This is a genomic window from Stenotrophomonas sp. 28608_Sma (assembly GCF_056486185.1).
The window spans coordinates 774,867-797,466 of record NZ_CM151308.1; the positions used below are offsets into that span (position 1 = coordinate 774,867).

Annotated in this window: 19 protein-coding genes and 1 riboswitch; of the genes, 10 read left to right on the forward strand and 9 right to left on the reverse strand. The window is 66.3% G+C overall.

What is annotated here, in order from left to right; genetic code table 11:
- Positions 1 to 31: 31 nt before the first annotated feature.
- Both ACZLHH_RS03420 and metF read right to left on the reverse strand, forming a co-directional pair.
- Positions 32 to 622 carry a DUF4124 domain-containing protein gene (locus tag ACZLHH_RS03420; protein ID WP_049461618.1) on the reverse strand — a complete coding sequence of 197 codons (591 nt, stop codon included), beginning with the start codon at positions 620 to 622 and terminating at the stop codon, positions 32 to 34.
- Between the two features lie 40 nt (positions 623 to 662).
- On the reverse strand, positions 663 to 1,490 hold the full coding sequence (gene metF, locus ACZLHH_RS03425; protein ID WP_049399801.1) for a methylenetetrahydrofolate reductase [NAD(P)H]: 828 nt from the start codon (positions 1,488 to 1,490) through the stop codon (positions 663 to 665).
- A 203-nt stretch (positions 1,491 to 1,693) separates the two neighbouring features.
- Here metF and ACZLHH_RS03430 point away from each other — a divergent pair, with 203 nt between their 5' ends.
- From ACZLHH_RS03430 to ACZLHH_RS03440, 3 genes are read left to right on the forward strand one after another with little or no spacing between them, the layout of a single operon-like run.
- Positions 1,694 to 2,620 (forward strand): alpha/beta fold hydrolase, encoded by a 927-nt coding sequence (locus ACZLHH_RS03430; protein ID WP_049461617.1) that lies wholly within the window; start codon positions 1,694 to 1,696, stop codon positions 2,618 to 2,620.
- A 24-nt stretch (positions 2,621 to 2,644) separates the two neighbouring features.
- A complete protein-coding gene (locus ACZLHH_RS03435; protein WP_049461616.1) occupies positions 2,645 to 3,691 on the forward strand; it encodes a sensor histidine kinase in 1,047 nt (348 codons plus the stop codon).
- Positions 3,688 to 4,419, forward strand: a complete 732-nt coding sequence (locus tag ACZLHH_RS03440) for a LytR/AlgR family response regulator transcription factor (RefSeq protein WP_049461615.1) — start codon at positions 3,688 to 3,690, stop codon at positions 4,417 to 4,419. The genes ACZLHH_RS03435 and ACZLHH_RS03440 overlap by 4 nt, the downstream gene beginning before the upstream one ends.
- Before the next feature lie 6 nt (positions 4,420 to 4,425).
- On the opposite strand, the gene ACZLHH_RS03445 is transcribed toward ACZLHH_RS03440, so the two are convergent.
- The gene (locus ACZLHH_RS03445) at positions 4,426 to 5,943 is read right to left on the reverse strand and encodes an amidohydrolase family protein (RefSeq protein ID WP_049461614.1); all 1,518 of its coding nucleotides are present in this window, start codon (positions 5,941 to 5,943) and stop codon (positions 4,426 to 4,428) included.
- A 136-nt stretch (positions 5,944 to 6,079) separates the two neighbouring features.
- On the opposite strand from ACZLHH_RS03445, the gene ACZLHH_RS03450 reads away from it, so the two are divergent.
- Positions 6,080 to 6,637 carry a DUF3228 family protein gene (locus ACZLHH_RS03450; RefSeq protein ID WP_049461613.1) on the forward strand — a complete coding sequence of 186 codons (558 nt, stop codon included), beginning with the start codon at positions 6,080 to 6,082 and terminating at the stop codon, positions 6,635 to 6,637.
- Positions 6,638 to 6,728: 91 nt separating this feature from the next.
- Positions 6,729 to 7,361, forward strand: coding sequence for an energy transducer TonB (locus tag ACZLHH_RS03455; RefSeq protein WP_080356504.1), 633 nt, complete (start codon positions 6,729 to 6,731; stop codon positions 7,359 to 7,361).
- Here ACZLHH_RS03455 and ACZLHH_RS03460 read toward each other — a convergent pair.
- From ACZLHH_RS03460 to ahcY, 4 genes are all read right to left on the reverse strand, one after another.
- Positions 7,358 to 7,861, reverse strand: a complete 504-nt coding sequence (locus tag ACZLHH_RS03460; RefSeq protein WP_049461611.1) for a hypothetical protein — start codon at positions 7,859 to 7,861, stop codon at positions 7,358 to 7,360. The two genes, ACZLHH_RS03455 and ACZLHH_RS03460, sit on opposite strands and share 4 nt — an antisense overlap.
- Entirely contained in the window at positions 7,861 to 8,334 is a 474-nt protein-coding gene (gene ybaK / locus ACZLHH_RS03465) for a Cys-tRNA(Pro) deacylase (RefSeq protein ID WP_049425053.1), read from the reverse strand. Before ybaK ends, ACZLHH_RS03460 begins: the two co-directional genes overlap by 1 nt.
- A 302-nt stretch (positions 8,335 to 8,636) precedes the next feature.
- Positions 8,637 to 9,368 (reverse strand): GTP pyrophosphokinase, encoded by a 732-nt coding sequence (locus ACZLHH_RS03470; protein ID WP_161802495.1) that lies wholly within the window; start codon positions 9,366 to 9,368, stop codon positions 8,637 to 8,639.
- 59 nt (positions 9,369 to 9,427) lie between these two features.
- The gene (gene ahcY / locus ACZLHH_RS03475; protein WP_014036003.1) at positions 9,428 to 10,873 is read right to left on the reverse strand and encodes an adenosylhomocysteinase; all 1,446 of its coding nucleotides are present in this window, start codon (positions 10,871 to 10,873) and stop codon (positions 9,428 to 9,430) included.
- 36 nt (positions 10,874 to 10,909) lie between these two features.
- A riboswitch (S-adenosyl-L-homocysteine riboswitch) is annotated at positions 10,910 to 10,993 on the reverse strand.
- Positions 10,994 to 11,113: 120 nt separating this feature from the next.
- Here ahcY and ACZLHH_RS03480 point away from each other — a divergent pair.
- Together ACZLHH_RS03480 and ppc are read left to right on the forward strand one after the other, a co-directional pair.
- The gene (locus ACZLHH_RS03480) at positions 11,114 to 13,630 is read left to right on the forward strand and encodes a S9 family peptidase (protein WP_049461608.1); all 2,517 of its coding nucleotides are present in this window, start codon (positions 11,114 to 11,116) and stop codon (positions 13,628 to 13,630) included.
- Positions 13,631 to 13,802: 172 nt separating this feature from the next.
- A complete protein-coding gene (gene ppc / locus ACZLHH_RS03485; protein ID WP_049461628.1) occupies positions 13,803 to 16,514 on the forward strand; it encodes a phosphoenolpyruvate carboxylase in 2,712 nt (903 codons plus the stop codon).
- 116 nt (positions 16,515 to 16,630) lie between these two features.
- Here ppc and ACZLHH_RS03490 read toward each other — a convergent pair whose 3' ends face one another.
- Entirely contained in the window at positions 16,631 to 17,137 is a 507-nt protein-coding gene (locus ACZLHH_RS03490) for an acyl-CoA thioesterase (protein WP_049399791.1), read from the reverse strand.
- Positions 17,138 to 17,275: 138 nt separating this feature from the next.
- Positions 17,276 to 18,487, reverse strand: a complete 1,212-nt coding sequence (metK, locus tag ACZLHH_RS03495) for a methionine adenosyltransferase (RefSeq protein ID WP_010481882.1) — start codon at positions 18,485 to 18,487, stop codon at positions 17,276 to 17,278.
- A gap of 335 nt (positions 18,488 to 18,822) precedes the next feature.
- Between metK and olsF the strand changes: the two genes are divergently transcribed.
- The 3 genes from olsF to ACZLHH_RS03510 all read left to right on the forward strand — a co-directional run bounded on the left by olsF (position 18,823) and on the right by ACZLHH_RS03510 (position 22,596).
- Positions 18,823 to 20,538, forward strand: a complete 1,716-nt coding sequence (gene olsF, locus ACZLHH_RS03500) for a bifunctional ornithine lipid synthase OlsF (RefSeq protein WP_049461607.1) — start codon at positions 18,823 to 18,825, stop codon at positions 20,536 to 20,538.
- Positions 20,535 to 21,335 (forward strand): UDP-2,3-diacylglucosamine diphosphatase, encoded by an 801-nt coding sequence (locus ACZLHH_RS03505; protein ID WP_032129692.1) that lies wholly within the window; start codon positions 20,535 to 20,537, stop codon positions 21,333 to 21,335. The genes olsF and ACZLHH_RS03505 overlap by 4 nt, the downstream gene beginning before the upstream one ends.
- 298 nt (positions 21,336 to 21,633) lie before the next feature.
- The gene (locus ACZLHH_RS03510) at positions 21,634 to 22,596 is read left to right on the forward strand and encodes an IS110 family transposase (protein ID WP_228355044.1); all 963 of its coding nucleotides are present in this window, start codon (positions 21,634 to 21,636) and stop codon (positions 22,594 to 22,596) included.
- The last annotated feature ends 4 nt before the right edge of the window (positions 22,597 to 22,600 follow it).

The window sequence follows — 22,600 nt, forward strand, 5'->3', positions numbered from 1 at the left end:
CCCTGCGCAGCAGGGCTCTGACCCCGCCCGATCACAACGTGATCCAGAAACACCCGTACTGGCGCCGCAACCCCAGCACCGTCGACGCGCGCGACGCGCTGCCGGGCAACGTCTGCTCCAGGCGCAGGCCGATGGGTTGCCGCGCCACAGAGGCCACAGGGTCGGATCCCAACACGGCAGGGCTCTGATCCTCATCCTGCGATTGCTGCAGCGCCTGTGACGGATACACCGGCACCACGTCCACCAGGGGCCGCCGCGCCAAGGATTCCAGCTGGCCGAGGATGCGCTGCGCGCCCGCATCGGAAACCGCGCCCCACAGATACAGTGAGGACAGCCGATTCACATCGTTGCTGACGATGCCGATGCGCAGCGCGTCCACCAGTTCACTCAGCCGCCGCGGGCAGCGTGCCCCCAAGGTGTCGCGCTGCAGGGTATTGCCGGCGGGCGCAGGCGGTGGCAACCGCGACCGCGCGCCCAGGCTGTCGCAGGGCCGGTCGGTGTAGACACTTTGGCCCTGGGCATCGGTGCAGCGGTTCAGGCGCGTGGACTGTGCGTGGGCGACGCTCGACAGCACGCACAGCGGCAGCAGCAACAGCAACAGCAGGAAGGAAAGCCGGATCATCCTCGCAGGGTAGCGCCGATCACGCTTGCGCGCCGTGCTTTCAGCCCTGCAGCAGCTTCAGCACCGAAGTGGTCGGCTTGGCCAGGTTCAAGGTGTAGAAGTGCAGGCCGGGTGCGCCGCCTTCGATCAGGCGCTGGCACAGCTTGGCCACCACTTCAGTGCCGAATGCACGCACCGACTCTGCATCATCGCCATAAGCCTGCATCTTGCGGCTGATCCAGCGCGGGATCTCCGCACCGCACTGTTCGGAGAAGCGGCGCAGCTGGCTGAAGTTGGCGATCGGCATGATGCCGGGCGTGATCGGTACCTGCACGCCCAGCCGCCGCACTTCGTCGACGAAATGGAAGTAGGCATCAGGGTTGAAGAAGTACTGGGTGATCGCCGCATCGGCACCGGCGTCGATCTTGGCCTTGAAATGCTTCAGGTCGGCCAGTGCGTCGGAAGCCTGCGGGTGCGTTTCGGGGTACGCGCCCACTTCGATATGGAACGCATCGCCGTGCTCGGCGCGGATGAAGTCGATCAGTTCGGCGGCATAGCGCATGTCACCGGGGAAACCCATGCCCGACGGCAGATCGCCGCGCAGCGCGACCAGGCGGCGGCAGCCGATGGCGCGATACAGCTTGAGCAGCTCGCGGATTTCCTGACGGGTGCCGCCGACGCAGGACAGATGCGGTGCGGCATCGAAGCCATGGTGCTGGTTGAGATGGCGCACGGTCTCGGAGGTATAGCTCAGGGTCGAGCCACCGGCGCCGAAGGTACACGACACGTACTCGGGACCGTAGTCCTTCAGCCTGGCCGCGGCGCGGTCCAGCTGGCTGCGCTGTTCGTCGGTCTTGGGCGGATAGAACTCGAAGCTGATGGCGGTCATGGCACGGGCGGCAGCGGCGGGTGCGGATTAGTATATCGCTTCATCAAGATGGATGTTGTCAATTTATGCGGACGTACATCGTCAGCCGCCTGCGACCGTTCGCCCCGGCGATCGGCCGCTGCTCCGAAATCGCCCTCCGGGTGCCGTGGCCGGCGGCACGCTGAGCCCATTCCGGGACCACCCACCTGACGAAGGAGCAGACGATGAAGATCTTCCTGGCACTCTGGTATGCAATGAAGGCCCTGGCCCGGCTGGCGATGATCGGCATGGCGATGGCCGTGCTCGGCTCCGGCTCGGCGCACGCCGCCAGCGCCCCGGCGGCGGGCAAGGTGCAGGTCGAGGTGGTCGGCAAGGGCCGTCCGCTGCTGATGATCCCCGGCCTGAACAGCAGCGCCGAGGTCTGGCGCGAGACCTGCCTGGCGCTGAAGGACGTGCAGTGCCATCTGGTGCAGCTGCCGGGCTTTGCCGGCGCTGCGCCAGCCGACCCGCGCCCGGCCGAATTCCTGCCGGCCATGCGCGGGCAGCTGCTTGCCTACCTGCATGACCAACAGCTGGGCCCGGTGGTGGTGATCGGCCACAGTCTTGGCGGCCTGCTGGGGCTGCAGGTGGCGCAGGCCGAGCCGAAGGCAGTCAGTGCGCTGGCGGTGGTCGACGCATTGCCGTTCCTGCCGGCGGCGCGTGACCCGAACGCCACCGCAGACAGCGTGCGGCCAATGGCTGACCAGCTGCGCAAGGGCATGCTCGCCGCCGATGCCGCGCAGTGGCAGGCGCAGCTGAAGGCCGGCCTGCCGGGCATGACCCGCGATCCGCAGCGGCAGGCCGAGCTGGGGCGCTGGGGCGAAGCCAGCGACCGCCAGACCACCGCTGACGCCATGCATGCGGTGATGACCACCGACCTGCGTGACAGCATCGCCTCGATCACCGCACCGACGCTGGTGCTGGGCAGCTGGGCCGGCTACCAGCCGATGGGCGGCACCGAGGACAGCACGCGCGCGGTGTTCCAGGCGCAGTACGCGAAACTGCGGGGCGTGCAGATCGCGATGAGCGCGCAGGGTTTCCACTTCCTGATGTGGGATGATCCGCGCTGGCTGCGCGGTCAGGTGCAGGCCTTCCTCGACCACCACCACTGAGTTTCAACACGCCTGGAAATGGACATGCCGGATTCCTCCTCGACGGTACGCTTCTGGCTGCTCAATGCGCTGGTGTGGGCGCTCTATGGCGTTGCCGGAATCGGCCTGCGCCAGACCTATTTCAGCGATGCCGGAAGCGCGGGCGTGTTGATCACGCTGGGCCTGGCGTTGGCCCTGTTCGGGTGCAGCGGTGCCATCCGTGCGCTGGCGCTGCGCGCCGACTGGTGGGCGCGCGGTACGGCCGGGCTGTTGCTGCGGCTGGCGCTGTCGGTGGCATTGGGCGCGGCAGTGGCGCAGCTGCTGGTGAACATCGCGCTGCACTCGGCGCTGGCCTGGAACTGGGTGAGCCTGGGGCGGCAGACGGCCGACTTCAGCCCCAAGGCGCTGCTGCTCTACTGGTACACCACTGCGGTGATGCTGGCCCTGTGGGCAGCGCTTTGGGCAAGCCTGCACAGCCTGCGCCGGATACGCGGGGCGGAACTGGCCCGCCTGCGCGCCGAAGCCGAGCGCAGTGCGCTGGAACGCGATGCGCTGCGTGCGCGGCTCAACCCGCACTTCATGTTCAATGCGCTGAACAACCTGCGTGCGCTGATCCTGGAAGATCCTGAGCGTGCGCGCGACATGGTCACCCGCCTGTCGCGCACGCTGCGCCAGGCGCTGGCGCACAACCGCAGCGAGCAGGTCACGCTGGCCGAGGAACTGGCGGTGGTCGACGACTATCTGGCCATCGAGGCCATCCACTTCGAGCAGCGCCTGCAGGTGCGGCAGCAGATCGATGCCGATGCCATGCAGGCGCAGCTGCCTGCGATGGCTTTGCAGCTGCTGGTGGAGAACGCGATCAAGCACGGCATCGCCAGCCGCCCCGGCGGCGGCGAGGTGCAGATCCGTGCCACGCTGGACAATGACGTGCTGCGCCTGCAGGTGGACAATCCGCTGGGCAGCGCCAACGAGCCCACCCCTGGGCATGGCGTCGGCCTGGCCTACCTGCGTGCGCAGCTCGGTACGCAAGGTCGTTTCACCCTGCAGCCGGTCGGCGACCGCATGCAGGCCCTGCTGGAGATTCCGCAATGAGTGGCGTGCTGCGCGTATTGATCGTTGATGATGCGCGGCTGGCGCGGCAGGAGCTGCGCACGCTGTTGTCGGCGCTGCCGTGGGTGCAGTGCGTGGGCGAAGCCGACGATGTGCCTGCCGCACGCGAGGCGATCGCCACACTGGCGCCGGACCTGGTGCTGCTGGATGTGCAGATGCCGTCCGGCAGTGGCTTCGATGTGCTGGACGGGCTGGAGGCGGTGCCGGCGGTGGTGTTCGTTACCGCCTATGACACCTACGCGGTGCGCGCGTTCCAGGCCAACGCGCTGGACTATCTGGTGAAGCCGGTCGAGGCACCGCGCTTGCTGGAAGCGTTGCAGCGGGCGCGCCAGCGCGAGGTGGTGGCGGGCGAAACGCCGGAGCCGCGCAGCACGCTGGGCGCTCAGGACCAGGTGTTCGTGCGCGAGGGCGAACGCTGCTGGTTCGTCGCGGTCTCGGAGATCCGCCGGCTGGTGGTGGATGGCAACTACACGCGGCTGTGGTTCCGCGACCAGAACGCGTTGCTGACCCGCAGCCTGAGTGCGCTGGAGGCACGCCTGCCGCCGGATCTGTTCTTCCGTGCCAACCGCAACACGCTGGTCAACCTGCGCCGTATCCGAGGCGTGACGCCCAGCATCGCTGATGGTTATGACCTGGCACTGGACGACGGCAGCGAGGTGGAGGTGTCGCGCCGGCAGGCGCGTGAACTGCGCGAGCGGATGGCGTTGTAGTTGCCGCTACAGCTCGGCACTGACCGGGCTGGTGATGAAGCCCCACAGCAGGCGCGCCATCACCGCCGGTGAACGTGCCTGCGCGCGGGTGTAGGCGAGCAGTGCATCCAGCCGCGAGCGGTCGTAGAGGTGCCCGGCCAGCAGCACCGCGTGCACACGACGGGTGTTGGCGGTGTCCTGCAGCGGGTTGCCGTCGAGCAATACCAGGTCGGCGGCTTTGCCGACCTCGACACTGCCATGCGATGCCTGCAGCTCCAGATGACGCGCCGCGTGCAGCGTTGCCGCGCGCAGCACGTCGGCCTGGCTCAGGCCTGCCTGGCGCAGCCACTGCAGTTCCTCGTGATAGCGGAAGCCACCCAGCCCGGTATCGGTGCCGACCAGCACGGTGACGCCGGCACGATGCGCGGCACCGGTGAGGGCCAGTCCATGCTCGAAGTACGCCTTCAACGCGTCTTCGCCGCGCAGGCCAGGATAGCGTTCGGTGGTGGCCGTCAGATCATCGCGCCATGCCCAGCGCGAAAGTGGATCGAGATAGGCCAGACGTGGATCGTTGATGAAGGCGGGGTCGCGCGCACGCGCATCCTCTTCGCGGGTGACATGGGTGGGTACGAACGCGGCACCGCTGGCCTGCATCACACCGAACGCCTCGTTGCAGAGCGCGGGCTGGTAGCCGCCGACCATGCGTTCGGCCAGCGCGGTTGGATCCTCACTGTCGAGCGTGCCACCGCGCCACGCCGCCGCGTTGTCGAAGCAGTGGCGTACGAACAGATGGGCATGCTCGAAGCTGCGCTGGCCCGCCCGCACCGCGGCGTCCAGAGGCACGGCCTTGGGCAGGTGGCCGATCAACGGACGGCGCAGCTGCTGCGCCTCGGTGGCCAGCCGCTGGTAGGTGTCCGCACGCAGCTGGTTGTAGACCTTCAACGCGTCGACACCGCGCGCGCTGTACGTGCGTGCACGCTCGGCGGCGGCCTCCGGCGCGAGTGATGGATCCTCGAAGTAGAAACTGGCGATCTGCACGAAGCGCGGTGCAACCTGCTGCCCGGCAATGGCCTGTGCGGTCCAGCGGCGCTTGTCGGCCACGCAGGCGATCAGCGGATCGGTGGCCTGCGGGCAGTCCATCATGTCGCGGGTGCCGGTGATGCCGTTGGCCAGCATCAGCGGGAACTGCAGCTGCGGCGACAACTGCAGTGCATGGGTGTGCATGTCCCAGAAACCGGGCAGCAGCCAGCGGCCACCGGCATCGAGCACCGGCAACGCGGTGTCCCGTGGAGCTTCGCCAATGGAAGTGATCGTGCCGTTGCGCACTGTCACTGTGGTGGGTTCGCTGACCTGGCCGCGCGCGACGTCCACCACCCGCGCGTTGACGATCATGCGGCTGTTGCCCGGCTCGGGCAACGGCGGTGCCGACAGCGGCCAGAGCAGGGCGGCGGTGAACAGCAATGGCGGCGCCAGCAGGAGGACGGCCAGGGCGATCGGCCATCGCCGACGGCGGGCGGAACGGGGCAAGGCGTGTGCTGCATCCATGAGCCGGCGATCCTTGCATTGGGTCGCCCGCAGAGTGCTGCAAGCCGGACGCGGGCGCCAGTGACCATCGGCATCCGGCCCTGCCTGCCTCCGGGGCGGTTACCCTGTGCGGTGGAACTCCTGACCACGCCCTGCTATGTCCATCGTCCTCACCGATTTCGCCCGTCCCCGCCTGTTCCCGCGCGTGCCGCGCGGCAACACCATCCAGGACTGTACTGCCGAGCAGTTCGAGGCACACCTCAATGCGCACGCGCCGTTGAAGGTGCTCGATGGCTACGCCCCGTTCTGCAAGCTGTTCGTCTACGAGAACTGGACCAGCACGCGTTGCCTGACGGTGCCGGTCACCGACGCCAACCGCCACCAGCTGCGCAGCGGCTATGAGGCGCGCAACCGTGAGGAACTGCCGGTGCTGGTGCGCTGGTTCGAGGGCGTGGAATCACCGCGCGCGAACTACCTGGTGGTAATCCTGTACAGCGCCGGGCAGCTGGCGAAGGAGGGTTCACCGATCGAAGCCGACTGGGGCATCGTCGGTTGCATCTATACCTCCGAGCCCGAGGAAGTGCCGATGGCACCAATCACCATGATGCGCAATGCACTGGGCGTGGAGGAGGGCGGTTCCGGTGTGCCGCTGGATCGCGAGGCTTACCAGCGCTCCGTCGCGTTCTGGGAGAACAACGCCAACTGGCGGCCGTGAGCCCACGCTGCGGCCGGACAGTCGGCATGTGAACAGGGAGGATTGCAGCGGGGCGCTACCATGGCAGTGAATCAACGCAGGGAGCACAGGGATGGATGTTCGCAGTTGGATGCCGTTTGCATGGGTCGCCGCAGGTCTGCTGGCCGCAAGTGAAGGCTCGGCAGCAAAGTACGATGCAGGCGCCGCCTGTGGTGCCCTGTCCGACGTGACGCCGATCCGTGATGCCGGCGTGGGTTCACTGCAGGCGCAGGCAACGTTGGGGCGCTGCACGTTCCATGTGGAAGCGGATGACGCTGCAGCGCTTTCGCGTCAGCAGTCGTTGCTGCAGAGCGTGTCTGCGATCGCCTGTGGTGCGCCAGCCACCACCCGGCCTTCGCAAGGGGCTGCAGGCTTCGACCTGCAGATGCCTGCACGTTGCCCACTCTCTTCCAGCACGCCGTTGATTGCCCGGGAAGGAGGCTGGCACCAGCGGCGACTTTCGTCGGTCCCGACGTATCCTGCGGCCGCCATGCGCGAGGCCCAGCAGGGAGGTGTCGAGCTGATGCTGCTGCTGGATGCGCAGGGCAAGACCCAGGCGATCATCCTGTCCCGATCCAGCGGCTACCCGCTGCTCGATGCGGCGGCGCTCAAGCACGCGCGTGACTGGCGCTACGAGCGTGAAGCGGCAGGCAAGGCACCAAGCATGAGCCTGATACGCGGCACGGTCACGTTCAAGCTCAACTAAGGCGTCTGCAGGGCGGGCTCGGGCTTCCACTCCCACCAGGTGTAGTGGTATTCGCGCTCGGTCGCGCTCCATTGCTGCGCGCAGCAGGTGCACGTCAGCCGGTAGCATTCGCCCCAGCCGTCCTCCGCTTCGCCCCGTGCACGCAGCTGCACGTGACCTTGTTCCAGCAGCGGCTCGGGACTGAAGAACACATAGGATGGGTAGAGCGCGCACAGGCAGCCTTCGCGTGCCTGCCAGTAGCGCAGCCGTTGCAGGGCCGCCTTGAGGTGCGCCTGGTTGCTGATCAGCATGCCGCCAAGGGCGATGCCTTGGCAGCTGCGTTCGATCGTATCCACATGCGCGACCAGCGCGTCCAACGATGAGGCGCTGAACAGCCGAGCGACCGTACGCGCGGCATCGGTGATGCGCGTTGCATCGCGCGACAACAGGTCCTGCAGCAGCACGTCGGCCTGTGCTTCGTCGAGCCGGGGTATCGGTGCTGCAGACCACGGCCAGCGCATCAGCGTGACTTGCCGATGGCGGCGTAGTGGCCGGCCGTCAATCGCAGCAGGTCGGTCGGCGCCAGTTCCACCTCGAGGCCGCGGCGACCGGCGCTGACATGCAGCGCGGGCAATGCCTGCGCGCTGGCGTCCAGGAAGGTGCGCAGGCGCTTCTTCTGCCCGAGTGGGCTGATGCCACCGACCAGGTAACCGGTCGCGCGCTGCGCGGCATCGGCCGCGGCCATTTCGCACTTCTTGCAGCCGGCTGCTTCGGCCAGCGCCTTCAGGTCCAGCTGGCCGGCCACCGGCACGATCGCCACCAGCAGCTCGTGGGTTTCGGTGCTGGCCAGCAGGGTCTTGAACACCTGGGCCGGGTCGAGGCCGAGCTTGTCGACGGCTTCGCCCCCATACGATTCGGCGTGGGCGTCGTGCACGTAGCTGCGCACGGTGTGGGCGATCTTCTCGCGCTTGAGCAGGTTGATGGCCGGGGTCATGGGGGCATCGTAGCGCGGGGCAGGGGTGTTGCCTTGACCGAGGCTACTGCACCATCAGACCTATTCGGTCCTGCGGCCAAAAGGATTTAGCTTCGTCAAATCAGCGAAGTATCTGCTATGACTGCGCTGAAGGTCTGTCATGTCCTTAGCTTCCAGTATGACGACCTCGTGTCCGTCGTCGTGCCCAATTAGGCTGATCTCAATTGCGAGCTTTTCGCGTGATGCAGAAGGTCTGTCCACAAACTCACTTAGCCTGAGGACTGATCTGGAGCGCCGATTGTAGTGAACAAGGTAATACATATTTAGATTCCCTTAAGCAGCTTGCTAGCAAGTAGCTTGCTAACGTGGCTCATGGCGCTTTCATATCTCTTCTTGGCGCTAGATTTATCGTCGCGAAGCTTCTTCCAAGTGTCTTTGGAGACGCCAGAACGCTTCGCTTGCACCACGCTAACGTGCGTCAGTGCATACTGCTCGTTGCGATCCTCGGCCACTCTGAATGCTTCTGAGAGATCAATGAGGTGGCGCTGCAATTCCGGAGGCCCCCCTCCGTATTTGACTTCCTGACCATGGAGATCGGCGACCTTCTCTGAGATGCTTGCCCAGAAATTCTGAATGAGCGTTCTGATTTGAATTTCGACAACGCGGCCATCATGTCGAACAAGTGCGTGTATAGCTCTGTAACCGTTACTTGGGCGTGTAGTGCGATCAATGAATTTAATGTCAGGAAACCACTGTCTGAGAGAGTCGGCAATCTCCCTCTGCTCCATTGTCGTAGTGGCGACGACGCGGCAACCCGCAATATCTTGAATTTGAGCAAGTCTGCTGCTGCTTCGTCTCAATTTTTCAATGATCGAAATTGTTGATTTGAAGCGCCCGGTGACCGAAAGAAGCAGCTTATCTTTCAGGATTCGAACTACGTGGTTGTATGCGGGTACGAATTCTGAACGATATGCTTCTAGCTCGGTGAGCGTATTGGCATCGTCATTACCATTCTTCAGCTGCTCGCCGAGTCGTGTAACACTGCTGTTGCTCAACAATGTTGTGTCCCTCAAACCGACGGGGCGGTAAGGCCCCGTCGGATAGATAAAAACGATCAGTAGCGGTAGTGGTCCGGCTTGAACGGGCCTTCCACCGGCACGCCGATGTAGTCGGCCTGTTCCTGGCTCAGGGTGGTCAGCTTCACGCCGATCTTTTCCAGGTGCAGGCGGGCCACTTCTTCGTCCAGCTTCTTCGGCAGCAGGTAGACCTTCTTCTCGTAGCTGTCCTTGTTCGCCCACAGGTCGATCTGTGCCAGGGTCTGGTTGGCGAAGCTGTTGGACATCACGAAGCTCGGGTGGCCGGTGGCGCAGCCCAGGTTCACCAGGCGGCCTTCGGCCAGCAGGAAGATCGCGTTGCCGTTCGGGAAGATGTACTTGTCCACCTGCGGCTTGATGTTGACGTGCTTGATGCCGGCGAACGACACCAGCGCATCGACCTGGATCTCGTTGTCGAAGTGGCCGATGTTGCAGACGATGGCCTGGTCCTTCATCGCGCTCAGGTGCTCGATGCGGATGATGTCCTTGTTGCCGGTGGTGGTAACGTACAGGTCGGCACGGCCCAGGGTCGATTCGATGGTGTTGACTTCATAGCCTTCCATCGCCGCCTGCAGGGCGCAGATCGGGTCGATCTCGGTGACGATGACGCGCGCGCCGTAGGCACGCAGCGAGGCCGCGCAGCCCTTGCCGACGTCGCCGTAGCCGCAGACCACGGCCACCTTGCCGGCCAGCATCACGTCCATCGCGCGCTTCAGGCCATCGGCCAGCGACTCGCGGCAGCCGTACAGGTTGTCGAACTTGCTCTTGGTGACCGAGTCGTTGACGTTGATCGCCGGGATCAGCAGGGTGCCGGCCTGGGCCAGCTGGTACAGGCGGTGCACGCCGGTGGTGGTCTCTTCGGAGACGCCCTTCCAGTCCTTGACCACGCGGCCCCAGTAACCCGGGCGCTCCTTGGCGACGCGCTTGAGCAGGTTCTTGATGACCTGTTCTTCGTGCGAGGCAGAGGCGGTGTTGACCCAGTCGCTGCCGTTTTCCAGCTCGTAGCCCTTGTGGATCAGCAGGGTCACGTCACCGCCGTCGTCGACCACCAGCTCCGGGCCGGTCAGGGTGCCGTCGGCCAGGGTGAAGGTCAGCGCGTCCAGGGTGCAGTCCCAGTACTCTTCCAGGGTCTCGCCCTTCCAGGCGAACACCGGGGTGCCGGTGGCGGCAATGGCGGCAGCGGCGTGGTCCTGGGTCGAGAAGATGTTGCACGAGGCCCAGCGCACGTCGGCACCGATGTCCTTCAGGGTCTCGATCAGCACCGCGGTCTGGATGGTCATGTGCAGCGAGCCGGTCACGCGCACGCCCTTCAGCGGCAGCTCGGCCTGGTACTTGCGGCGGATCGACATCAGGCCCGGCATTTCGTGCTCGGCGATGTCCAGTTCCTTGCGGCCCCAGTCGGCCAGCGTGATGTCGCGGATCTTGTAATCACCTTCGGTGGAGAAGGTCTTGGCAACAGCGTTCATTCGTGTGCTCCGGTTGTGGGCGAGCGGGTGCTCGCATCTAGCCGGGCGCCGTTGTTACAAAGCCACCTTACCGAGCCTGGCCGGGCCTCATGGGATCCGGTCGCAGCGCCCCTCGGCAGGGGAGAACCCCCATTATATCGCGGCCCCGGCGTGACATCCGGATGACCCAACCATCGGCAGGTGGGATCACGTGCACGGCCTGTTAAGGTCGGTGTTTTCACGCATCACACAGGTGGAACGATGAGCATGCACGCGCGCCGCACACGGCGCTGGACCGGCCTGGTCCTGTCGATGGGACTGCTGGCGGTGGCTCCGCTGGCCTGGGCCGCGTCCCCGCAGCCCGCCCAGGTACAGGCCCAGGGCGTCAACGGCTACGAACTGCCGTCGGCGGCGCTGCAGGCGGTGGTGGACGCGCCGCGCGCGCCCTCGCTGTACCTGTCGCCACGCCGCGATGTCGCCGCGATGATGCAGATGCCGTCGCTGCCGTCGATCCAGGTGGTGGCGCAGCCGGAACTGAAGCTGGCCGGCCTGCGCATCAACCCGCGCACCTTCTCCGACAGCCGCTTCAGCTTCGGCGAGAAGCTGTGGCTGATGAACGTGGCCGACGGCAAGGAACGGCAGATCAGCGGCCTGCCGGCCACGCTGTCGATCGCCAGCGTGATGTGGTCGCCGGACCAGAAGTGGCTGGCCTTCAACCAGGTCGACGCCGCCAGCGGCGCCAATGAACTGTGGCTGGTGGATGTGGCCGGCGGCAGCGCCCGTCGTCTGGTCGCCGGCCTGAACACGGTGATCGGCAGTGGCTACCAGTGGCTGCCGGACAGCCGCGGCCTGGTGGTGTTCACCCGTCCGGCCAACCTTGGTGCGGCCCCGGCCGCCGACGGCATTCCGACCGGCCCGGCCGTGCAGCAGACCAGCCAGGGCGGCGGCGTGGTGTCGATCCGTACCTACCAGGACCTGCTGAAGAACGAGGCCGACGCGCGCCAGTTCGATTACTACGCCACCACCCAGCCGATGGAAGTCAGCCTGGATGGCAACACCCGCGCGATCGGCGCAGCTGGCATCTTCATGGGCTTTGCGGTGTCGCCGGATGGCCGCTTCGTGCTGCGCCAGCCGGTGCAGCGGCCGTATTCCTACGTGGTGCCGGTGAGCAGTTTCCCGCGCCGCATTGAAGTGATCGACCGTGCCAGCGGCAAGCTGGTGCACACCGTGGCCGTGCGTCCGCTGGTGGAAGGTTTGCCGACCGGCAACGACGCTGAAGTGACCGGCGTGCGCGATATCAGCTGGCGTGGTGATGCCGATGCCACGCTGGTCTGGGCCGAAGCCCAGGACGGCGGCGACCCGAACAGGGAGGCCAAGGTGCGCGATGCGGTGCTGATGCAGGCTGCGCCGTTCGACAAGCCGCCGGTCACGTTGGCCCAGCTCGGCAGCCGTCTGGTGGGCATCAACTGGGGCCGTGGCGACCTGGCCCTGCTGACCGAGTCGTGGTGGAAGACGCGCAAGACCAGGACCTGGCTGATCGCCCCGGACAATGCCGGAGCCGAGCCGCGCCTGCTGTGGGATCGCGACGGGCAGGACCGCTATTCCGATCCGGGCCGGCCGCTGTTGTCCAGCGACGACCGCGGGCGCTCGCTGCTGCAGACCAGCGCCGATGGCAGCAGCCTGTATCTGGCCGGTGCCGGTGCATCGCCGGAAGGCGATCGTCCGTTCGTGGACCGCTTCGACGTTGCCACGGGCAAGGCCACCCGCCTGTTCCACTCGCAGGCGCCGAGCTATGCGCTGCCGGTGGCGTTGCTGGACAACCAGGCCAGCTCGCTGCTGCTGAGCCGCGAGAGCCCGGATGAGCCGGCCAACTTCTACGTGCAGTCGCTGGCCGATGCCGGTGCTGCACCGCGTGCGCTGACTCACTTCGCGCATCCGCTGCCGCAGTTGAAGGGCGTGCAGAAGGAGCAGATCCGCTACAAGCGCAAGGATGGCGTCGACCTGACCGCGACCCTGCTGCTGCCGCCGGGCTACGACCCGAAGCGCGACGGCCCGCGGCCGCTGCTGATGTGGGCCTACCCGGGCGAGTTCAAGAGTGCGGCTGCGGCCAGCCAGGTGACCGATTCGCCGTACCGCTTCAATTCGGTCAGCTACTGGGGCCCGCAGGCGTTCCTGGCCAAGGGGTATGTGGTGCTGGCCAGCCCGTCGATGCCGATCATCGGCGAGGGCGACAAGGAGCCGAACGACACCTACATCGAACAGTTGGTGGCCAACGCGCAGGCAGCCGTGGATGAAGTGGTGCGCCGTGGCGTGACCGATCGCGATCACATCGCCATTGGTGGCCATTCCTACGGTGCGTTCATGACCGCCAACCTGCTGGCGCATACGCGCCTGTTCAAGGCGGGCATCGCGCGCAGCGGCGCCTACAACCGCACGCTTACGCCGTTCGGCTTCCAGGCCGAGGAGCGCAACTACTGGCAGGCGCAGGACGTCTACCAGAAGATGGCGCCGTTCAACTACGCCGACAGGATCAAGGATCCGATCCTCTTCATCCACGGCGTGGACGACAACAACTCCGGCACGTTCCCGATGCAGAGCGAGCGCATGTTCGCCGCAGTGAAGGGCCTGGGTGGTACCGCGCGCCTGGTGATGCTGCCGAACGAATCGCATGCCTACCGTGCACGCGAGTCGATCATGACCATGCTGGCCGAAAGCGAGCGCTGGCTGGAACAGACCATCGGCCCGGCCGAGCAGGGCAAGGCGAAGAAGAAGCGCTGACGTGACCCGGTAGTGCCGGCCGCTGGCCGGCAACCTCATGGACCTACGCGACCTGAGGTTGCCGGCCAGCGGCCGGCACTACCAGATGAAACCATTTTTGCAACGCAGCACGATGCCCGTTCTGGGATAGGCTTGGGGTCTGGATCCGATGACCGAGGCCTGTGCGTCGCCGATGAACGAGTACCGCAGCAGCATCGAGTTTGCTTCCCCCGATCTTCCGCTTCGCGATGATGTGCGCCGGCTCGGCGCGCTGGTTGGCGACCTGCTGGTTGAACAGGTCTCCGCCGCCTTCCTCGACGATGTGGAAGACGTGCGCACCCGCGCCATCGCCCGCCGCGAGAACCAGGCGCCGTTGTCGGAGCTGGCCGATGGCCTGGCCGGGCGCACGCCGCAGCAGGCCGAAACCATGGTGCGGGCCTTCAGCACCTACTTCCAGGTGGTCAACATCGCCGAGCGCGTGCATCGCATCCGCCGTCGCCGTGACTACCAGCGCGCCGGTACCGCAGGGGCGCAGCCCGATGGCCTGCAGGATGCACTGCAGCACCTGAAGGCGCAGGGTGTGGGCCTGGACGAGCTGGCGCAGTGGCTGCCACGCATCGACATTGAACCGGTGTTCACCGCACACCCGACCGAAGCGGTACGCCGCGCGCTGCTGGAAAAAGAGCAGTTGATGGTGGCCAGCCTGGTCGACAACCTCGACGGCCAGCGCACCCCGGGTGAGGCCGCCGCCGATGCCGCGCGCTTCCGCATGGCGCTCACCGCGTCGTGGCAGACCACCGATTCCTCACCGGTGCGGCCCACCGTGGATGACGAGCGCGAGCACGTCGGCTTCTATCTGGTGCAGGTGCTGTACCGGGTGATTCCGGTGCTGTACGAATCGCTGCAGCAGGCGTTGCGCGATACCTATGGCGAAGAACTGCCGCTGCCGCGCCTGCTGCGTTTCGGTACCTGGGTGGGCGGCGACATGGACGGCAACCCGAACGTGGATGCCCATACCATCCGCAATACGCTGGATGCGCAGCGGCAGGCGGTACTGGGCCGTTACCAGAAGGAACTGCTGCAGCTGGCCAGCCTGCTCAGCCAGTCCACCGAGCGGGTGGGCGTAAGCGATGCACTGCAGGCGCGCGTGGCGCAGTACCACCAGTTGCTGCCGCAGGTGCAGTCGCGCCCGCGCCATGCCGACATGCCCTACCGCCTGCTCAATGACCGCATGCGTGCACGCCTGCAGGCCACGCTGGATGACGGCGAAGGCGCCTACGCCGGCCCTGATGAACTGATCGAGGACCTGCAGTTGATCCTCGACAGCCTGCGCGCCAACCGCGGCGAACATGCCGGTGGCTTCGCCGTACAGCGCCTGCTGTGGCGGGTGAAGACCTTCGGCTTCCACCTGGCACGGTTGGACGTGCGCCAGGAATCGAGCGTGCATGCGCGCGCGCTGGCCACCGTGCTGGGCGGCGACGCAGCGTGGGACAGTCTCGATACCGTGGGGCGTGCGCGTCTGCTGGCGCCGCATGCCAGTGGTGACGCGCCGTTGCCGAAGGGCGACGACGAAGGCAACCAGCGTCTGGATGCGGTATTTGCGGCGTTGGCCGATGCGCGTGTGCGCCATGGTGGCGATGCGCTGGGCAGCTACATCATCTCGATGGCACACGACCGCAGTGACGTGCTGGCCGTGCTTGCGCTGGCACGCCGTGGCGGCCTGGTGGAAGCGGGCGGGGCGGTGCCGCTGGATATTGCGCCATTGTTCGAAACCGTGGACGACCTCAAGCGTGGCACCGCGACCCTGCGCGACCTGCTGGCCGACCCGGTGTACCGTGCGCATCTGCGTGCACGCGATGACGTGCAGATGGTGATGCTGGGGTACTCGGACAGCAGCAAGGACGGAGGCATCGCTGCCTCACGCTGGGGCCTGCAACGTGCACAGGTGGAACTGATGGAAGTGGCGGCCGAGGCGGGCATCCGCCTGACCTTCTTCCATGGCCGTGGCGGTTCGATCAGCCGTGGTGGTGGCAAGACCACGCATGCGGTCGACGCCTCGCCGCGCGGGAGCATCGATGGCCGCCTGCGGGTGACCGAGCAGGGCGAGGTGATCCACCGCAAGTACGGCATCCGTGCATTGGCCCTGCGCTCGCTGGAACAGGCCACGGGTGCGGTGCTGCGCGCCAGCCTGCGCCCGCGTGCAGCGGAGCCGCGCGAGGATGACTGGCGGCCGGTGATGGATGTGGTCGCCGGCTCCAGCAGCGAGGTCTACCGCACCTTCGTCGGCCAGTCTGGCTTCATGGACTACTTCCGCACGGCCACGCCGATCGACGTGATCGAGCGGATGACGCTGGGTTCGCGTCCGTCGCGCCGGCTCGGTCAGGACGCAGCACTGGGCAACCTGCGTGCGATTCCGTGGGTGTTCGCCTGGAGCCAGGCGCGTGCCGTCATTCCCGGCTGGTATGGCGTGGGCAGCGGACTGCAGGCGGCGGTCGATGCTGGTCACGAGCAGACCCTGCGCGAGATGGCACGTGACTGGCCGTTCTTCCGTACCTTCCTGGACGACATCGCGATGGTGCTGTCCAAGGGGGATATCACCATTGCCGAGCAGTTCTCGCTGTTGTCGGGCGACCTGCACGGGCGCTTCTTCCCGCAGGTACAGCGCGAACTGGAACTGACCCGGCACTGGCTGCTGGCGCTGATGGACCAGCAGACGCTGCTCGACCACGATGCGCGGCTGTCGCTGTCGATCCGTCTGCGCAATCCCTATGTCGATCCGATCAGCGTGCTGCAGGTGGATCTGCTGCAGCGTTGGCGCGAAAGCGGGCGCGAGGATGACGAGCTGCTGCGCGCGCTGGTGGCCTGCGTGAACGGTGTTTCGCAGGGTGTGCAGAACACCGGGTGAAATGCATCCGCCGGGCGTGGCCCGGCGAATTCGAAATGGTAGTGCCGGCCGCTGGCCGGCAACCTCATGATGTCTGGCAGCACGCGCGAGGTTGCCGGCCAGCGGCCGGCGCTACCTCACTCTTCCGGCGACGGCGGGTTCGACGCCAGCAGTTCCAGATGGCGCTGCTCCATTTCCTGGCGCAGTTGGCGGCGGATCAATGCGGCTGCCTGGCGGCGCTTCTCGTCCGACGTGACCGGCTGCAACGACGGCACCGGCGTCGGCCGGCCTTCCTCGTCCACGGCCACCATGGTGAAGAAACAGCTGTTGGCGTGGCGCACGCTGCGCTTGAGGATGTCCTCGGCCACCACCTTGATGCCGATCTCCATCGACGAGGTGCCGGTGTAATTCACCGAGGCCAGGAAGGTGACCAGCTCGCCCACCGCGATGGGCTGGCGGAACATCACCTGGTCCACCGACAGGGTGACCACGTAGCTGCCGGCGTAACGGCTGGCGCAGGCGTAGGCGACCTGGTCGAGCAGGCGCAGGATGGCGCCGCCGTGGACCTTGCCGGAGAAATTGGCCATCTCCGGCGACATCAGCACGGTCATGGACAGCTGGTGGGTTTTGAGTTCGGTCGACATGGGGCGATTGTATCGGCAACCGGTAGTGCCGGCCGCTGGCCGGCAACCACGCGATTGTTTCCGGAGGCCATGAAAAAGCCGGCCAGCGGCCGGCTCTACCAGAAGCAGAAGGGCCGCGTGAGCGGCCCTTCGTGTTTCTTACTTCAGCTTCGCATCGGCGCGCAGGGCGGCAGCGCGGTCGGTCTTCTCCCAGGAGAAGGCCGTGGCGTTGACGGTCTCGCCTTCGCCGTTGAGGTAGCTGAACTCCTTCGGCTTGCGGCCGAAGTGGCCATAGGCCGCAGTCTGCTGGTACATCGGGTGCACCAGGTCCAGCATCTTGATGATGCCGTACGGGCGCAGGTCGAAGTGCTTGCGGATCAGCTTCTCGATCTTGTCGTCGCTGATCTTGCCGGTGCCGAAGGTGGTGACCGAGATCGAGGTCGGCTCAGCCACGCCGATGGCGTAGGAGACCTGCACTTCGCAACGGTCGGCCAGGCCGGCGGCAACCACGTTCTTGGCCACGTAGCGGGCCGCGTAGGCTGCCGAACGGTCGACCTTGGACGGGTCCTTGCCGGAGAAGGCGCCACCACCGTGACGGGCCCAGCCGCCGTAGGTATCGACGATGATCTTGCGGCCAGTCAGGCCGCAGTCGCCCACCGGGCCGCCGATCTCGAACTTGCCGGTCGGGTTGATGTGGAACTTGGTGCCCTTGTGCAGCCACTTGGCCGGCAGCACCGGCTTGATGATCTCTTCGCGGACGGCCTCGATGAGGTCCTTCTGCTTGATGCCCGGGGCGTGCTGGGTCGACAGGACCACGGCGTCGATGGCCGAGACCACGCCGTTTTCATAGCGCAGGGTGACCTGGCTCTTGGCGTCCGGGCGCAGCCACGACAGCGGCGAGTTCTTCTTCTTGCGGATCTTGGCCTGCTGCTCGACCAGGCGGTGCGACAGGTGGATCGCGGCCGGCATGTAGCTGTCGGTCTCGTTGGTGGCATAGCCGAACATCAGGCCCTGGTCGCCAGCGCCCATTTCTTCCGGCTTCTTGCGATCCACGCCCTGGGCGATGTGCGGCGACTGCTTGCCGATCAGGTTCAGCACGCCACAGGTGGCGCCGTCGAAGCCGACGTCGGAGCTGTCATAGCCGATGTCCGTGATGACCTTGCGGGTCAGCGCTTCCAGGTCGATCCAGGCGCTGGTGGTGATCTCACCGGCCACAATGGCAACACCGGTCTTGACCATGGTCTCGCAGGCCACGCGGGCGCGCTGGTCCTGGGTCAGGATCGCGTCCAGCACCGCATCGGAGATCTGGTCGGCAACCTTGTCCGGATGGCCTTCGGAGACCGACTCGGAGGTGAAGAGATAGCTGGACATCAGGCGTAATATCCCTTGATTCGGATGGAAAGATGGGCGCGAATGATACACGGGGTGCGCCGCCTGTGCATTGTGAACCTGTACCGGTTGCCGGTGGTTAAGCCCGCGTAGCCCCGGCAGGGGCCGTCCGGCCGGGATTGGGGCTCAGCCTCGAGGTCCAGTGTTCCACCAGCGTGACAACGCAGCGGGCGGCTACCGGCCCCGACTGCGCGGGCCACAACGCCCGGCAGCGGCTGTGCGGCCGTCATCGTTCTGCCCAAAAACCGCCATCTGGCTGCCGCCTGCCGGGCGCAGGCTGTCGGCCAATCCGGCCGCCGGGCATGAGTGGATCCGCCATGCAGGAACTTGAACAGCGTCTCCAGCAACGCTTCCCCGATTGGTTCCATGGCCGCCGGGGCCAACTGGCGCGACCACTGCTGCGCAGCGTCGGTCGCTGGTCGCGGCTGGACCAGATCGAAGCCTTCCTGCAGCGCAGCTCAGGCCTGCGTGGCTTCGGCTTCGTCGCCGCCGGCCTGGAGTTCATCGACGGCCAGTACCAGGTGGATCCGGCCGCGCTGGCCAGGATCCCGGCCACCGGCCGCCTGCTGATCGTCGCCAACCATCCCTCCGGGGCACTGGATGCCCTCGCTCTGCTGGACGCGGTCGGCCGCATCCGCCGTGACGTGCGGATCGTGGCCAACGACCTGTTGGGGGCAATCGCGCCACTGCAGGACCTGCTGCTGCCGGTACGCATCCTCGGTGGCAAGGCCCAGCGTGGCAGCCTGCATGCCGTCGAAGAGGCGCTGGCCGCCGAGCAGTGCGTGATCGTGTTCCCGGCCGGCGAGGTCTCGCGGCTGTCGCTGCGCGGCATCCGTGATGGTCGCTGGCAGCGCGGTTTCGTCCGCTTTGCCCGTGCCGCTGGCGCGCCGGTGCTGCCGGTGCGTGTGGAGGCGCGCAACTCGGCGCTGTTCTACGGCGCCTCGACCCTGTTCAAGCCGGCGGGCACCGCGCTGCTGGCGCGCGAGATGTTCACCCGTCGTGGCCGTCCGCTGCGGCTGCGCATCGGTGAGCCGATGCAGCTGGGCAAGGGCGGCGACCCGGGCGCACAGCTGCTGGCGGTGCGCCGCGCGCTGTATGCGCTGGGCCGTAATGGGGCCGCGGGCGATGCAGCTGCTGTAGCAGGCCCCGAGCCGCTGGCGTCCCCGGTGCCGCCTTCACAGGTGGCCGCAGGCATCGCCGCGGCGACCCAGCTGGGCCAGACCGCCGACGGCAAGCAGATCCTGCTGGCGACCTGTACCGCCGATTCGCCGCTGCTGCTGGAGCTGGGGCGTCTGCGCGAGCTGACCTTCCGCCAGGTAGGCGAGGGCACCGGGCGCAGCCGCGATCTGGACGATTACGATCCGCGGTACGAACACATCGTGATCTGGGACGCGGCCGCGCAGCGCATCGCCGGCGCCTACCGGATCATGCGTGGTGCCCACGCGCTGGCCCGGCACGGCCTGTCCGGGCTCTACAGCGCGTCGCTGTTCCGCTATTCCGACGACGCCATCACCCACATCGCCGAAGGCCTGGAACTGGGCCGCAGCTTCGTGGTGCCTGATTACTGGGGCAGCCGCAGCCTGGACTACCTGTGGCAGGGCATCGGTGCCTACCTGCAGTGCCGGCCCGGCATCCGCTACCTGTTCGGCGCCGTGTCGATCAGCGCAGCGCTGCCACGCGATGCACGCGAGCAGCTGGTGGCGTACTACCAGCGCTACTACAGCGGTACCGCCGGCCTGGCCGAATCGAACCGCCCGTTCCAGTACTTCGCCGCGCCGCCAAGTTTCGGCGAGCTGGATGCAGGTGCCGCGTTCGATGTGCTCAAGGCCAACCTGGCCGCACTCGGCACCGGCGTGCCGACGCTGTATCGCCAGTACACCGATCTGTGCGAACCCGGTGGCGCCCGTTTCCTTGCCTTCGGTGTCGACCCGGACTTCAGTGATTCGATCGACGGCCTGATTGAAGTGGACCTGTGCGCGATCAGGCCGAACAAGCGCAAACGCTACCTGCGCGACGCGGGGGCGCCGGCATGAGCGCGCTGGCGAACCTGTCGCCGCACCGGCGCGCAGTGTTCGTCTCCGACGTGCACCTGGGGTCACGTCATTGCCATGCCACCGAGCTGGCGCGGTTCCTCTCGCAGCTGCGCTGCGAACGGTTGTACCTGGTGGGCGACATCATCGACCTGTGGTGGATGGCGCATCGCCGCGCCAACTGGCGCCAGTCGCATAGCGAAGTCATCCAGGCCCTGCACGCGCTGCGCCGTGCCGGGACCGAGATCGTCTACATCCCCGGCAACCATGACGCGTCACTGCGCCACGTGTGCGGGCTGATGCTCCCAGCGATGCAGGTGCGCCGCCGCGCCATCCATGTGACCGCCGATGGCCGTCGCCTGCTCGTTGCGCATGGGGACGAGTACGACGGCGTGACCCACTTCGGTGGCCTGCAGGAAAAGTTCGGTGACTGGCTGTACTACCGCATCCTGACCGGCAACCAGGCGTTGAATGCGGTGCGGCGGCTGCTGGGGATGCGCTACTGGTCGCTGTCGGAGTTCCTGAAGAAGCGCAGCGGTGCGGCCGAACGCTACATCGAACGCTTCGTGCAGGCCGGGCTGGACGACGTGCGGCGGCGCGGACTGGATGGCATCGTCTGTGGCCACATCCACCGCGCCGCGCTGATCGAGCGCGATGGCCTGGTCTATGCCAACGACGGCGACTGGGTGGAGAGCCTGACCGCGCTGGCCGAAGACCATGATGGCGCGCTGCGCCTGCTTGACCACAATGGCCAGACCCTGGTGGAACTGCCGGGCGCGCGCATCAAGCAAGCGGCTTGACCCACTCTTGTAGAGTCGAGCCATGCTCGACTGCTCTTCTCAGACTGCCCCGCGTACAGCAGTCGAGCATGGCTTGTATGTTCCTCCCGGCTCCTACGCGGTATGTAGGAGCCAGGGTGGAGGGACCGTCAAGCATGCATCTGCGGATACTAGCCGACAGACGAGTCGAGCGATCCCCATCCCGCACACGAACGTCGATAAAGGATCGTACGGCCCCCAAAGGGGATCGTCGATGTAGGCAAGCTAACGTCGGTGCGGTACCACCCCAGCCCCTTAAAGATAGCTGGGAGCCGTACAAATGTCTGATTCTCTCGATATTGGCGTGGACGTGGACTCCAAGGAGTTCGTACCGGCAGTGGCCGACCGCAAGGCCGGCGACAGGATCGCCAACACCCGGGCCGGCATAGCCCAGTGGCTCAACACCTTGCCCCAGCGATGCCGGATTGGCATGGAGGCGACGGGGCGGTACTACGAGTTGTTGGCTCGGATGGCTGGCCAGGCAGGCCACGTTGTCTATGTGATCAATCCACGTCTGATCAAGCACTACGGCCGGGCGACGGGCTCGCGTGGCAAGACGGACGCCATGGACGCCGAAGCGATCGCCCGGTACGTGAAGAAGGAGAACGATCGCCTGCGTGAATACGTACCGCGTACCGATGAGCAGCAGCAGATGCACGATTTGCTGCGCAAGCGGCAGACGCTGGTAAAGACACGCGCGCGCCTGGAGCAATCCTTCGGGGTAAGCAAAAGTGCCCCCGGGGAGCTGTCAGATCTGTTCTGCGCTCTGGCTGGGACGCTGTCCGAGCTGGAAAGCGAACTGCAGCGCTTGGGTCGCGATGGAGAGCATGGCGCGCTCTACAAGCGCCTGTTGACCATCCCTGGTATCGGCCCTGCCGTCGCCGCTCACCTGATTTACTACATGACGCGCTGGCCGTTGGCCAACGCCAACGCGTGGATCGCCTGCACGGGCCTGGATCCCCGGCCTAACGAGTCTGGCGGCAGAACGGGACGGCGTCGGCTGTCCAAACAGGGCGCGCCAGTGCTGCGCCAGATGCTCTACATGGCCGCAATGGGGCTCAAGCGGTGTCGCCAGGGGCAACCGCTCTACGACGAGCTGTCAAAACGCGGTCACCCCAGCACCGCCGTCTTCAACATCCTGGCCAGAAAGCTGGCCAGGATCGCCTGGGGTGTCTTCAAAAGCGGCCGGGACTTCGATCCGGCCATGCTGAAGGTGGGTCAAGCCTGCTTCCAGCAGGCTTGACCAC